The sequence below is a fragment of the Fundidesulfovibrio soli genome, assembly GCF_022808695.1.
GTDB lineage: Bacteria > Desulfobacterota > Desulfovibrionia > Desulfovibrionales > Desulfovibrionaceae > Fundidesulfovibrio > Fundidesulfovibrio soli.
In genome coordinates this window covers 1-12,593 of record NZ_JAKZKW010000031.1, presented here as the reverse complement: position 1 = coordinate 12,593, position 12,593 = coordinate 1, and the positions used below count along the sequence as shown (strand labels likewise).

Here is a 12,593-nt window from a genome sequence, read left to right as displayed (position 1 = left end):
TTTGACATCCTTCCGGTTTGCGTGCACAGCCCAGGACTGGGAGGCTCCATGCCCAGCATCGCCAGCGACACCGGCCGCCATGTGACCATCGACCGGCGGCCCGGACAGTACCTGTCTTTCCCCGACGTTTGCCTCACGGACGCGGGCACCCTTGTCTGCGTCTACCGCCAGGGCGACCAGCACGTGGCCACCCGCTTCGACCTGCTCAACTGCACCAGCCACGACCTGGGCCGCACCTGGACCAAGCCCCGCTACCTGGTGCCCGGCGTGGGCCACTGCCCGCGCATGACCCGGCTGCCCGGCGGCAAGCTGATGATCATCGACGACCAGTCCCAGAGCACCTTCGTGAGCATGGACGACGGGGCCATCTTCCTGCGCCAGTCCTGCGCGGGCAGCTACATCCCCATCCCGGATCGCGTGCTGCCCCTGCGGCCGGACCTCTATCTGACCACCGGCCACACCCATCAGGGCGAATCGGCCCCCCCGAAGATCCGGCAGGCCCCCTCCATGCAGATGGTCTACGCCTCGCGCAACCAGGGCGGGGCGTGGCAGCCATACTCCGTCATGGTCTTCGACCCCAACCTCGTGCTCTGCGAGGCCTCCATGACACGCCTGGAGGACGGCAGGCTGCTGGCCATCCTGCGCGAGAACTCCTTCGTGCATGAGCCCATGTACATCTGCACGAGTGACGACGAGGGCGTCTCCTGGACGCCGCCCCGGCCCACGCCCCTCATCGGGCACCGGCCCTGCATCGGCCTCACGCCCTCCGGGCGGCTGCTGGTCACGTACCGCAACGTGGCTCCCGACGGGGGCACCGCCGCCTGGATGGGCTCCCTGGAGGAACTCGACACGGACTACGCCGTGCACGGCCTGCACCCGGACACGGACAACCCGCGACCGACCCCGCAGGGTTTGCTGGTGGAGAACGAGGCCGGGCGCGAGTCCTGCCTGCGCTACTGCCTGCGGCCCATGACCGACCCGGAGCGCGCCCGCGCCACCCTCTCGGCGGAAGTGCTGGTGGAATCCGCGCAGCAGAACGCCTGCGCCCTGTATTTCTGCGGCTGGTGGCGGCTGACGCCCGAAGCCCTGCTGCCCCCCGCGCCTGACGCCGCACCCACCGCCCTTGAGCGCGGGAAGCCGGTGCGGCTGACGCTGCGCCACTCCCCGGGCGAGGTCCGGGCCGAGGTGAACGGAGAACACGCCGGGACCTACCCCGTGGACTCCCGCCGCGCCGAGGCCAGGCCCATCCTTGTCGGCAACGCCAACACCCGCGAGCACAACGGCGGGCGGCACTTCTGGCGCAGCCTGTCCCTGAGCGTCACGGAACCGCGTTACGAGCGTGATTACACCTGGAGCTGGGAGCACACCCAGGGCCACCCGGACGCCTGGGCCCAGGCCAGGGTGCTTGAGATGGCCAACGACCGCGAGGCCAACTTCGGGGATTACGGCTACTCGGGATGGACCGCTCTGCCCGACGGCCGCTATTTCTGCGCCTACCATCACGCGGCCAGCGCCGAGCCCGGGTACGAGCCGGGCCGCAGCTGCCACATCCGCGGAACATGGCTTGAGGATTCCGATTTCACCCCCCAACCGCCGAGAGAGGGACCATGAGCAGTGAAGCACCCGCCAAGCGCAAGACCCTGGGCCAGATCGAGGTCATGCGCGCCCTGGCCGTAACAGGCATCTTCCTTTACCACCTCTGGTCCGACGTTCCCAAGGCGGGCACCGAGAACCCCTTCGGCTCCTGGTTCGGCGTGCTGCTCAGCCAGGGCTGGATGGGCGTGATCCTGTTCAACATCGTCACTGGCTTCGTGCTCACCCTGCCCTTCGCGGGTCCGGCCGGGCGGCCCATGCCCTCCTACTTCCAGTTCATGCGCCACCGCCTGCTGCGCATCTGCCCGAACTACTACATCGGGTTGGTGTTCTGGACGCTGGTGGCCATCATCGCGGGCAAAGGCGGCGCGGCCCTGCTGAGCTCCTTCGTGCAGCACGCGCTGTTCGTGCACACGCTGAACCCCGCCGTGTTCTTCGACATCGTGCCCGCCTACTGGTGGATGGGCCTGCTGGCGCAGTTCTACCTGGCCTACCCCCTGCTCTGGAGGCTGTTCACGAAGTTCGGCCCCAAGAAGGCGGCCCTGCTGCTGTGCGGCGGCTGCTGGGGCCTGTGGGCCTTGTTGGAGGTGCTGGCCAAGCTGATGCCCGGCTCCACCTTCGCCATGTGCAACTACTTGTTCTACTTCAACCTGCCCTACCGCCTGGGCGAGTTCGCCCTGGGCATGTACCTCTGCGCCCTCTGGCGGGACCCTGTGGCCAACCCCGTGCTCTCGCAGGGCCTGAGCGTGGGCGTTGCCTTCAAGCGCATGCGGCGCCTGGCCGTGGCCGGCTTCGCGCTGCTGGTGGGCTGGGGCTGGCTGGTGGGCATCCCCGGACCGGTGCTGCTGGTGACGCACCTGTACTGGCTGGCGGTGGTGTTCTGCGGCGGGGCGGCGATCTTCTTCATGGACAGCATGGACAGCCTGGGCGTGTGGAAGCCCGTGAGCGCGTACGCGGGTCTTTCCTACAGCATCTACCTGATGCACCAGCCCATCCTGGCCTACGCTTCGGAGTGGGTGCGGCCCCAGATGGAGCCCTTCCCGGCGTTCATATTTCTGACGGGCGTGTGCGGGCTGGCCTCCGTGCTGGTGGCCATGATCACGGACAAGGCCGTGGCGCGCATCAACGAAGTGATCGGCTAGAGTGGAGTCCTTGGAGAACATGCCCGTGTTCTCCAAGGACTTAAATATCTATCCCAGGCTGTTATGGAACATACCCCAAATCCTGCGACGCCAGGCTAGGCGGCGCGGGCGGCCTTGAGCGCCGCCTGCGAGGCGGCCGCGTCCATACCGGCCAGGAACGCGCGGGGGTCGGGCACGCGCAGGGAGCAAGCCGGGCGCGTGGCCTCGAACACCTGCGCCTCCAGGGCCAGGGGATCCTGCAGGTCGGGCTCGACGCCCATGTGCGGGAGCAGCAGCGCATAGCCCTTCAGGGCGTGCCGGCGCATAAGGGTGAGCATGTCCCCCCGGCGGGTGCGGGACGGGTCCTCCCCGGGGGCGCAGGCGCGGCCGAAGACCACCAACTGGCGGCAGGACAGGAAGCGCATGGGGTACACCGAGCAGGCCCCCTCGTGCAGGAAGGGGCACCCCTGGCCCCCGCCTTCGGCCAGGCGGGCCAGCACGGCCTTGCTCCCCGGGGGATTGGCCCCGGTCAGGTGCCAGACGGCGCCGGCCACTTCCAGGTCCGTGGCGCGGTGCACGGGGCTTTCGCAGCAGGCGCTGCAGCGCTTCCTGCACGCAGGCTGGCTGCCGCGCAGCAGCGACTCCTGACGCAAGCTCAGGCGCACACCTGCCTCCAGCATGGCCTGGGCCTTGATCAGGCTTCCCATCCAGGAAAACGTCAAGGCCTTGGCGGTAGTTCCGCAACCCATTATGATTCCTCCTGTTCCCGTCCATGCAAACGGGCTCGCAACAGGGTTGAAGCAATCTTCGTTCCAGGCTGCCGGCTGAATGCAGGCCCAACCCGGCAAAAGCATGACGTTTTTGAAACACTCGGAAGTGGCGGCAAACCCACCCCGAGTGGTCGTAAGATGGGCCGGAAAGAGGGGGTGGGAAACAAGGCCGCTTCAGGCCGAAGCCTCCTCGCGAGCCATCCGCAGGCCCTTCGAAGCCCCTCTGAAGCGGCAATTCCCTCCCGGCGACCACCTCCGAGACCCTCCGCACCCACTTTTTGCGGCGATAAAAGCCACGATTCTCATTTTGTCACCTTTACATTGTCCGGGGTTTATTTTACATTATTGAAAATGAAGCCGGAACGCAGGCCGCCAAAATCCGGGAAAGCCCAAGGAACAGGAAGGATTCCGCCTCCCACGGGCACTGGAGTAGAGGCCCCGCCTTCCGCCGGAGTTTCAGGAAACTTTGCGCCCGCAGGCCGCACACGGCTCGAACAGCCGCACCGGCCGGACGCGCGGACCGGCCCGGCCCCCGCTGGCCTGCCCGATCAACCAACCGTGTCAATCGCCTTTTAAAAATGGAGAGCACCCTATGAGTGGAATCCAGGCACGTTTGAACGCCATCTCGGCGATCATCAACTACAAACCGGCCAACGCCCCCCTCAACTTCCACGAGACCAAGCCCACCGACATTTTTGGCAGCAACGTCTTCAACGACAAGGTCATGAAGGAGCGCCTGCCCAAGGCGGTCTACAAGTCCCTGAAGAAGACCATCCAGCTGGGCGAGAAGCTGGACCCCTCCGTGGCCGACATCGTGGCCAACGCCATGAAGGACTGGGCCATCGAGAAGGGCGCCACCCACTTCACCCACGTGTTCTACCCCCTGACCGGCCTCACCGCCGAGAAGCACGACGCCTTCCTGGTTCCCGAAGGTGACGGAAGCGCGGTGGCCGAGTTCTCCGGCAAGATGCTCATCCAGGGCGAGCCCGACGCCTCCAGCTTTCCCTCCGGCGGCCTGCGCGCCACCTTCGAAGCCCGCGGCTACACCGCCTGGGACGTGACCAGCCCGGCCTACATCCTGGAGAACCCCAACGGCACCTTCCTGTGCATCCCCACCGCGTTCGTCTCCTGGACCGGCGAGGCCCTGGACAAGAAGACCCCGCTGCTGCGCTCCAACCAGGCCCTGAACAAGCAGGCCAAGCGCGTGCTGAAGCTGTTCGGCGTCAACCCCAAGCTGCCCGTGGTCTCCTACGCCGGCCCCGAGCAGGAATACTTCCTGATCGACCGCAACTTCGTGTTCTCCCGCCCGGACCTGCTGATCGCCGGCCGCTCCCTGTTCGGCGCCCCCTCGGCCAAGGGCCAGGAGTTCGAGGACCAGTACTTCGGCGTGATCCCCCGCCGCGTGCTCTCCTTCATGATGGAAGTCGAGCGCGAGCTGTTCAAGCTGGGCATCCCGGTCAAGACCCGCCACAACGAAGTGGCCCCCAGCCAGTTCGAGATCGCCCCCATCTATGAGCAGGGCAACCTGGCCACCGACCACAACCAGATGGTCATGACCACCCTGCGCACCGTGGCCAAGCGCTACGGCATGATCTGCCTGCTGCACGAGAAGCCTTTCGCGGGCATCAACGGCTCGGGCAAGCACCTGAACTACTCCATCGGCAACGCCGAGCTGGGCAGCCTCTTCGATCCGGGCGACACCCCGCACTCCAACGCCCAGTTCCTGGTGTTCTGCGCCGCCGCCATCCGCGCCCTGCACAAGTACGGCGCCCTGTTGCGCGCCACCGTTGCCTCCGCCTCCAACGACCATCGCCTGGGCGCCAACGAGGCCCCGCCGGCCATCATGAGCGCCTACCTGGGCGAGCAGCTGACCGACGTGTTCGAGCAGATCAAGAAGGGCGAAGTGAAGGGCTCCAAGCAGAAGGGCCTCATGCACATCGGCGTGGACACCCTGCCCCCGCTGCCCATGGATCCGGGCGACCGCAACCGCACCAGCCCCTTCGCCTTCACCGGCAACCGCTTCGAGTTCCGCGCCGTGGGCTCCTCCCACTCCATCGCCGGCGCCCAGGTGGCCCTGAACGCCATGATGGCCGAATCCCTGGACTACATCGCCACGGAGCTCGAGAAGCTGGGCAAGGTCAACAAGACCCAGTTCAACGAGGGTGTGCAGAAGCTGCTGCAGAAGATCATGAAGGAGCACGACGCGGTCATCTTCAACGGCGACGGCTACTCCGACGCCTGGCATCAGGAAGCGGCCAAGCGCGGCCTGCCCAACCTGAAGACCACCCCGGACGCCCTGCCCGTGCTGACCACCAAGGAAGTCCTGGACCTCTTCACCAAGTACAACATCCTCTCCGAGGCCGAAGTGAAGTCCCGCCAGGAGATCTACCTGGAGCAGTACGTGAAGACCGTCCTCACCGAGGCCAACCTGGTCATCCGCATGGCCCGCACCGTGATCTTCCCGGCCGCCATGCGCTACCAGGGCCAGCTGGCCGACACCTGCGCCAGCCTCAAGGCCATCGGGCACGACTTCAAGATGGCCTCCCTGGAGGACGTCACCACCAAGCTGCGCTCCATGCAGGCTGAAGTGGACAAGCTGGAGAAGCTCATCGGCCACGAAGGCGGCGACACCCTGGCCCACGCCAAGTTCATGTGCGACAAGGTGCTGCCCGCCATGCTGGCCGTGCGCGGCTACGCCGACGCCCTGGAAGCCGTGGTCGCCGACGACCTGTGGCCCCTGCCCAGCTACCAGGAGATGCTGTTCATCCGCTAGGCTCCGCCACGGATACAGCGACCGGACAAGACAAGGCCGCCCCCGCGAGGGGGCGGCCTTTTTCGTGGCGGATAGGGCGAAACGGGGATGGCGGCGCTCAGCTCTTGAGAAGGCGCAGCATGGCCTCCGGGTCCGTCACGGCGGGCTGGCACACGCCGCCCACGCAGACGTAGGCCGTGGCCTTGCCGTCCTTGGGCGTCATCATGGCGGTATACGGGGCCAGCTCCCCGAGGCCGTCCGCGGGCCGCTCCAGGACGAGCGTGTCCGGCAGACGGCTTGCGCGCAGCGCCTGCCGGAAGGGCTCCAGGCTCTCGGGCGTGGGGCCGGAAAGCACCACGTCCGCGCTGCGCCCGAGGGCCATGTCCAGGCCGCAGAGCAGCATGGTGTAGCCCGAGGCGTAGGTGCGAAGCGAGGCGCCGGCCGCCCGGGCCGTGCGGGCGGCGTGTTCTGCCAGCTCGTGCCTGCCGCACAGGCGCGAGAGCCGCAGCAGAACCAGCATGGCCGCCGAGTTGCCGGAGGGCAGGGCCGCGTCCACGAAATCCTTGTGGCGCACCAGCAGCTCCTCGGCGTCCGATGCCGTCAGGTAGAAGCCGCCGTTCTCCGCGTCCTCGAAGTCCCGGATCATGATCCCGGCCAGTTCCAGGGAGGCCTCCAGCCAGACGGGGTCGCCGGTGGACTGGTGCAGCTCGGTGAGCCCCCAGATCAGGAAGGCGTAGTCGTCCAGGGTGGCGGCGATGGCCGCGTCGCCGTCGCGGTAGCGGTGCAGCAGCCTGCCCTCGGGCGTGCGCAGCCGGGCCAGGATGAAGTCCGCCGCGCGGGAGGCGGCCTCCACCGGTTCAGGGTCCGACAGGATGCGCCCGGCCTGGGCCAGGGCGGCGATCATCAGGCCGTTCCAGTCCGTGAGCACCTTGTCGTCCTTGTGGGGGTGCACGCGTTTCTCCCGCTGGGCGAAGAGAACCTCGCGGATGGCCTCCAGACGGCGCTCGTCCTCGGGAGCCGGCCACTCCCGGAGATGCGGTATGTTGGCCCCGGTGAGCTCGCCGCTGGCCTCGTCGGCGAAGTTGCCCTCCGGCCGCAGGTTCATCAGTCGGATGAACAGAGAGGCGTCCTCCGGGGACAGCAGCTCCCGGATCTCGACCACGGTCCAGACGTAGAACTTGCCCTCCTCGCCTTCGCTGTCTGCGTCCTCGGCGCTGTAGAAGGCCCCCTCGGGGCTTGTCATGTCGCGCAGCACATAGCGAATCACTTCCCTGGCGGTGCGCTCCGCCAGCGGGTCGCGGGAGGCATCGAAGGCTTCGGCGCAAGCCATAAGCATCATGGCCTGGTCGTAGAGCATCTTCTCGAAGTGGGGCAGCAGCCAGTGGGCGTCCGTGGAGTAGCGGTGGAAGCCCAGGCCCACCTGGTCGAACACGCCTCCCAGGCGCATGGCAGTCAGGGTGCGCAGCACCATGCCCAGGGCGGCGCGGTCCTCCTTGCGGGCGTGGCGGCGCAGCAGGAAGAGCAGCTGGTGGGGCGAGGGGAACTTGGGCGCGTCCCCGAACCCGCCGTTCTTCTGATCGAAGCGCAGCGCCAGTTGGTCGAAGGCGGCGTCCAGCAGGGCGGAGTCCGGTTCCGCCAGCGCACCCGCCCCCTCGGGTTTTTCCTCGCCCAGGCGCAGCAGGGCCTGGTGCACGTTGCCCGCGGCCCGCTCCACTTCCTCCGGCCGGGTGTTCCAGACGTTTGCCAGGGCGGGCAGCAGCTCCATCATGCCCATGCGCCCGAAGCGCGAGGCCTTCGGGATGAACGTGGCCGCGAAGAACGGCCGCCCCTGGTGGTCAATGAACACGGAGAGCGGCCAGCCGCCCGCGCCCGTCATCATCTGGCAGGCTTTCATGTACACGGCGTCCAGGTCGGGGCGCTCTTCCCGGTCGATCTTCACGGGCACGGCCACGCTGTTGAGCAGCGCCGCCACGTCCTCGTCCTCGAAGCACTCGCGCTCCATCACATGACACCAGTGGCAGGTGGAGTAGCCGATGGAGAGGAACAGCGGTTTGTTCTCCGCCCGTGCCGTGGCGAAGGCTTCCGGGCCCCAGGGCCGCCAATCCACGGGGTTGTGGGCGTGCTGGAGCAGGTAGGGGCTTTTTTCCGTGATGAGCGCGTTGGCGCGGCGGGACATGAGGCCTCCTTGCTTGGCGGACGGTTGGAGACAAAACCTGCCGCCAAGAAAAAATGCGGGCTTCTCTCCATGGAAATCCGGCCGGAAACCGAGTAGTATGAGTCCCGAGATACTATGAAACTGCGTACAAAGGCCACACTTCTTCTTTCGGGGCTGGTTCTGGCGGTGGTCGCCGGGACGAGCCTCTTCCTGCTCAATTACCAAAAGGCGGCCCTGAGGCAAGTGGTCTTCGACGGCCTGGTGGCGGAAGCCGAAGGCGTGGCCAACGATATCCGCAAATACATGGAGGGCAGCGTCCGCGACACGGAGGCCATCGCCGCCAACCTGCCCCTGGACGCCCTGGCGGCCTCCGACATCGAGAGGCTCCGCGCCTACCTGCGGCTGCAGCTCCGGCTGTTTCCCCAGTTCGAGAACGGGCTGTTCCTGCTCAGCCCGTCAGGAATCTTCCTCGCGGACTACCCCGCACACCCCGAGCTTGAGGGCGAGAGCTTCGCCTACCGCGAGTACTACCAGGGCGCCGTCAGCAGCGGCCGCGCCGTGCTGAGCCCCCCCTACCTCTCGGCGCGGACGGCCCTTCCGGTCATGACCGTGGCCGCCCCGGTATTCGCCCCCGGCGGCAAGCTGCTGGGCCTGGTCTGCGCTTCGCTGAACCTTTTCTCCCCCCACGCGCTGAGCGAGGGCGGGCGCAGGATGAGCAAGGGCGGCTACGTCTACGTGGTCAGCGCCTCCGGCCAGTTCCTGATGCACCCGGAGCGCGGCAGGATATTCACATCCCTGAGCCTCGGGCAGAACCTGTTCCTGGACAAGGTGCTCCAGGGCTACGAGGGCGTGGGGGAGACGGTCAACAGCAAAGGCGTCGATATGCTCATCGCCTCCCGCAAGGTGCCGGAGTTGGGTTGGCACGTGCTGGCCCAGGTGGGCGTCAAGGAGGCCTTCGCGAACCTCGACGAAGCCCTGGTCGCGGTGGGCGTCTTCTTCATCGCCGTGCTGGCCCTGGTGATCCCGGCGGGGCTGCTGGCCATGCGCCGCATTGCCCGGCCGCTGGAGGCCCTGGAGGCGGCCGCCCAGATCATCAGCCAGGATCTGCAAAAACCCGGCGGCGCGCTCACCCGCCCCTTCGCCTCCAGCGCCTTGGACGCCCTGCGCAAGATGCGCTCCAACGACGAGATCGGAAAGCTGGCCCGGGCCTTCTTCCATCTCTCGGTGCGCCTCAAGCAGACCCTGGCCTCCCTGCGCGGCGCCGCCGAGGACTGGGAGCGCACCTTCAACTCCGTGCAGGAGGCGCTCCTGGTGCTCGACGCCAACGGCCGCGTGCTGCGGGTCAACCGCGTCACCGAGGACCTCTTCCGGCTCCCTCTGCGCGATATCGTCTCCAAGCACTGGCGGGATGTCCTCGCGGGCGGCGCCGCCGTCCCGGAGGACTGGCCCGGCATGGAGATCCTGCGCGACTCCGGGCGCATCCGGCTGACCACCGTCCTGCCCAGGCAGCAGGGCCTCTACGAGCTCAACTTCAGCCCAGTGGCGGGGCGGCGGGGCGGCAAGGGATACCTGCTCGTGATCACCGACGTGACGGAAAAGACCCGCAGCGAGGAGCGCATCCGCGAGCTGGCCTTCCACGACGGGCTCACCGGCCTGCCCAACCGCCTGCTGCTTGCCGACCGCCTGGAGCAGGCCATCGCCACCGCGGAGCGCAACCAGACCAAGGTGGGCGTGCTCTTCCTGGACCTCGACGAGTTCAAGCGCGTCAACGACACCCACGGGCACGTGGCGGGCGACGAACTGCTGCGCCGCATGGCCCGCCGCCTGGGCGCCTGCCTGCGCGCCAACGACACCCTGGCCCGCTACTCCGGCGACGAGTTCGTGGCCGTGCTCATCGACCTGGTCCGGCCCGACGAGGCCGCTGCCATCGCCACGCGCATGCTGGAGGCGGCCGCCGAACCCTTCGAGATCGGCGGGACAACTGTGCGCGTGGGCGCGAGCATCGGCATCGCCATATCCCCCCAGGACGGCTCCACAGCCAACCAGTTGCTCAACCACGCCGACACCGCCATGTACCGGGCCAAGGGGCGCGGCAAGAACAACTTCTGGTTCGCCGACGCCTCCACCGCCAGCAACGCCTACGACCATCCCGAGCAGTAGGAGCCTCCCGCGCCGCACGGTGTGCGCTCACACTTGCCATTTGTGTATTGCAAGACTATACACAACGTCATGCAAGAACATACGCCGCTCCCGCTGCCCCTGGCCACGGCCCCGGCCGGGTTCCCCTCCCCCGCCGAGGACTACCTGGACCAGCGCCTGGACTTGAACGAGCACCTGGTCCGCAACCCGGCCGCCACCTACTTCATCCGCGTTCAGGGGGACTCCATGCGCGGCGCGGGCATCGCCTCGGGCGACCTGCTGGTGGTGGACCGCTCCGTGGAGCCCAGGCCCGGCCACGTGGTGGTGGCCGCCGTGCATGGGGAGCTCACGGTGAAGCGCCTCAAGCGCCTGGGCCGCCTGCTGGTGCTGGCCCCCGAGAACCCGGACTTCACCCCCATCCCCCTGAACGAGGAGAACGCCGTGGAGATCTGGGGCGTGGCCACCCACGTCATCCACCGCCTCGCGGCGGCCGGGGGGGGCGGGCCGTGCTCTTCGCGCTGATGGACTGCAACAACTTCTACGCCTCCTGCGAGCGCGCCTTCGACCCGGCCCTGGCCAGGCGGCCCGTGGTGGTGCTCTCCAACAACGACGGCTGCGTCATCGCCCGCTCCCAGGAGGCCAAGGACCTGGGCATTCGCATGGGCGAGCCGGAGTTCAAGTGCCGGGAGCGCTGCGCCCGGGCCGGGGTGGCGGTGTTCTCCTCCAACTACACCCTCTACGGCGACATGTCCGCGCGGGTGATGGCCACCGCCGGGGCGCTGGCGCCGCGCATGGAGGTCTACTCCATCGACGAGGCATTCCTGGAACTGGACGGTCTGCCCGGCGGCCCCGAGCCCTACGCCCGGATGATCCGCGAGCGCGTGCGCCGCGACACGGGCATCCCGGTCTCCATCGGCGTGGCCCCCACCAAGACCCTGGCCAAGGCCGCCAACCGCCTGGCCAAGAAGGACCCCTCCATGCGCGGCGTGCTCGTCCTGCCCGAGGGCGAAGCCCGGCGGGAGCTGCTGGCCCGCCTGGACGTGGAGGACGTCTGGGGGATAGGCCCGCGCCACGGCCGCCGCCTGCGCGAGCGCGGGGTGCGCACCGCCCTGGACTTCATGGCCCTGCCCCGCGAGTTCGTACGCAAGACCATGACCGTGGGCGGCCTGCACACCTGGCTGGAGCTGCACGGCACCCCCTGCCTGCCCCTGGAGCTGGCCCCCAAGCCCAAGCAGAGCATCGTCTCCTCGCGCTCCTTCGGGCGGCCCGTCACCAGCCTGGAGCACCTGCGCGAGGCCCTGGGGCAGTATATCTCCCGCGCGGCCGAGAAGCTGCGCGCCCAGAAGAGCCGCGCCGCCTCCATCCTGGTCTTCGTGCAGACCAACACCTTCATCGAGGGCGAGCCCCAGTACAGCGCCTCCCAGAGCCAGGCCCTGGACCCGCCCACCGACGCCACCCCGCGCCTGATCGCCCAGGGCGCGGCCGTGCTGGAGCGCATCTTCCGCCCCGGCTTCCGCTACAAGAAGGCCGGGGTCATGCTCTGCGGCATCGAGCCCGCGCAGGGCGCGCAGCTCTCGCTGCTGCACGCCCCGGACGAGCGCGGCGGCAGGCTCATGGCCGCCCTGGACCGGGTCAACGCCCGCTGGGGCCGGGACACGCTGTTTTCGGCGGCCTGCGGCGTGGAGCGCACCTGGAGGATGCGCCAGGGGAGGCGCTCGCCCCGCTACACAACAGTCTGGGAGGAGCTTCCCGTGGCCAGGGCGTAAGAGATGAGATGGGAAAAGAAATATGCCTCCGGCGGCCAAAGGGAGTTCCTCCCTTTGGAATCCCTTTCGGCTTCGCGGCTGGCCTGGGAGTATTTCACTCGAAGGGACACCATCCCAAAGTGTGATGAGTTGGGGACGGGTTTGAGCTTGAAACGGCCTGATGGCCCCGCTCGATCGCCCCTTCGCACAGCCTGTGAGAGACTTTAGACGAGTTTCCGCCATGAACCGCGCCGTCTCCTGGTGGGGGCTGCTCCGGGCGGGGAGTCCAGATATTCTTCAAATATATCGGGCCTCCCC

Annotated in this window: 8 protein-coding genes; 6 read left to right on the top strand and 2 right to left on the bottom strand. The window is 67.9% G+C overall.

The window, feature by feature from the left end; genetic code table 11:
* Positions 1-48 precede the first annotated feature (48 nt).
* Positions 49-1,611, top strand: a complete 1,563-nt coding sequence (locus MLE18_RS17225) for a sialidase family protein (protein ID WP_243440042.1) — start codon at positions 49-51, stop codon at positions 1,609-1,611.
* Positions 1,608-2,735, top strand: coding sequence for an acyltransferase family protein (locus MLE18_RS17220; protein ID WP_243440041.1), 1,128 nt, complete (start codon positions 1,608-1,610; stop codon positions 2,733-2,735). The genes MLE18_RS17225 and MLE18_RS17220 overlap by 4 nt, the downstream gene beginning before the upstream one ends.
* Positions 2,736-2,830: 95 nt before the next feature.
* Here the strand turns inward: MLE18_RS17220 and MLE18_RS17215 are convergent, their stop codons facing one another.
* On the bottom strand, positions 2,831-3,463 hold the full coding sequence (locus tag MLE18_RS17215) for a YkgJ family cysteine cluster protein (RefSeq protein ID WP_243440040.1): 633 nt from the start codon (positions 3,461-3,463) through the stop codon (positions 2,831-2,833).
* Between the two features lie 613 nt (positions 3,464-4,076).
* Here MLE18_RS17215 and MLE18_RS17210 point away from each other — a divergent pair.
* Positions 4,077-6,257, top strand: coding sequence for a glutamine synthetase III family protein (locus MLE18_RS17210; RefSeq protein ID WP_243440039.1), 2,181 nt, complete (start codon positions 4,077-4,079; stop codon positions 6,255-6,257).
* A gap of 97 nt (positions 6,258-6,354) precedes the next feature.
* On the opposite strand, the gene MLE18_RS17205 is transcribed toward MLE18_RS17210, so the two are convergent.
* Positions 6,355-8,412, bottom strand: coding sequence for a thioredoxin domain-containing protein (locus MLE18_RS17205; RefSeq protein WP_243440038.1), 2,058 nt, complete (start codon positions 8,410-8,412; stop codon positions 6,355-6,357).
* Positions 8,413-8,526: 114 nt separating this feature from the next.
* Between MLE18_RS17205 and MLE18_RS17200 the strand changes: the two genes are divergently transcribed.
* The 3 genes from MLE18_RS17200 (at position 8,527) to MLE18_RS17190 (ending at position 12,296) form a co-directional block, all read left to right on the top strand.
* Positions 8,527-10,551, top strand: coding sequence for a diguanylate cyclase domain-containing protein (locus MLE18_RS17200; protein ID WP_243440037.1), 2,025 nt, complete (start codon positions 8,527-8,529; stop codon positions 10,549-10,551).
* 69 nt (positions 10,552-10,620) lie between these two features.
* Complete coding sequence (locus tag MLE18_RS17195) at positions 10,621-11,052, top strand: LexA family protein (RefSeq protein WP_243440036.1); 432 nt, start codon at positions 10,621-10,623, stop codon at positions 11,050-11,052.
* Positions 11,037-12,296 (top strand): Y-family DNA polymerase, encoded by a 1,260-nt coding sequence (locus tag MLE18_RS17190; protein WP_336605595.1) that lies wholly within the window; start codon positions 11,037-11,039, stop codon positions 12,294-12,296. The genes MLE18_RS17195 and MLE18_RS17190 overlap by 16 nt, the downstream gene beginning before the upstream one ends.
* The last annotated feature ends 297 nt before the right edge of the window (positions 12,297-12,593 follow it).

What these genes read in the sequence shown, in the direction of transcription:
- MLE18_RS17225 (WP_243440042.1), top strand. Translation starts at nt 49, where the DNA reads ATGCCCAGCATCGCCAGCGACACCGGCCGCCATGTGACCATCGACCGG.
- MLE18_RS17220 (WP_243440041.1), top strand. Translation starts at nt 1,608, where the DNA reads ATGAGCAGTGAAGCACCCGCCAAGCGCAAGACCCTGGGCCAGATCGAG.
- MLE18_RS17215 (WP_243440040.1), bottom strand. Translation starts at nt 3,463, where the DNA reads ATGGGTTGCGGAACTACCGCCAAGGCCTTGACGTTTTCCTGGATGGGA.
- MLE18_RS17210 (WP_243440039.1), top strand. Translation starts at nt 4,077, where the DNA reads ATGAGTGGAATCCAGGCACGTTTGAACGCCATCTCGGCGATCATCAAC.
- MLE18_RS17205 (WP_243440038.1), bottom strand. Translation starts at nt 8,412, where the DNA reads ATGTCCCGCCGCGCCAACGCGCTCATCACGGAAAAAAGCCCCTACCTG.
- MLE18_RS17200 (WP_243440037.1), top strand. Translation starts at nt 8,527, where the DNA reads ATGAAACTGCGTACAAAGGCCACACTTCTTCTTTCGGGGCTGGTTCTG.
- MLE18_RS17195 (WP_243440036.1), top strand. Translation starts at nt 10,621, where the DNA reads ATGCAAGAACATACGCCGCTCCCGCTGCCCCTGGCCACGGCCCCGGCC.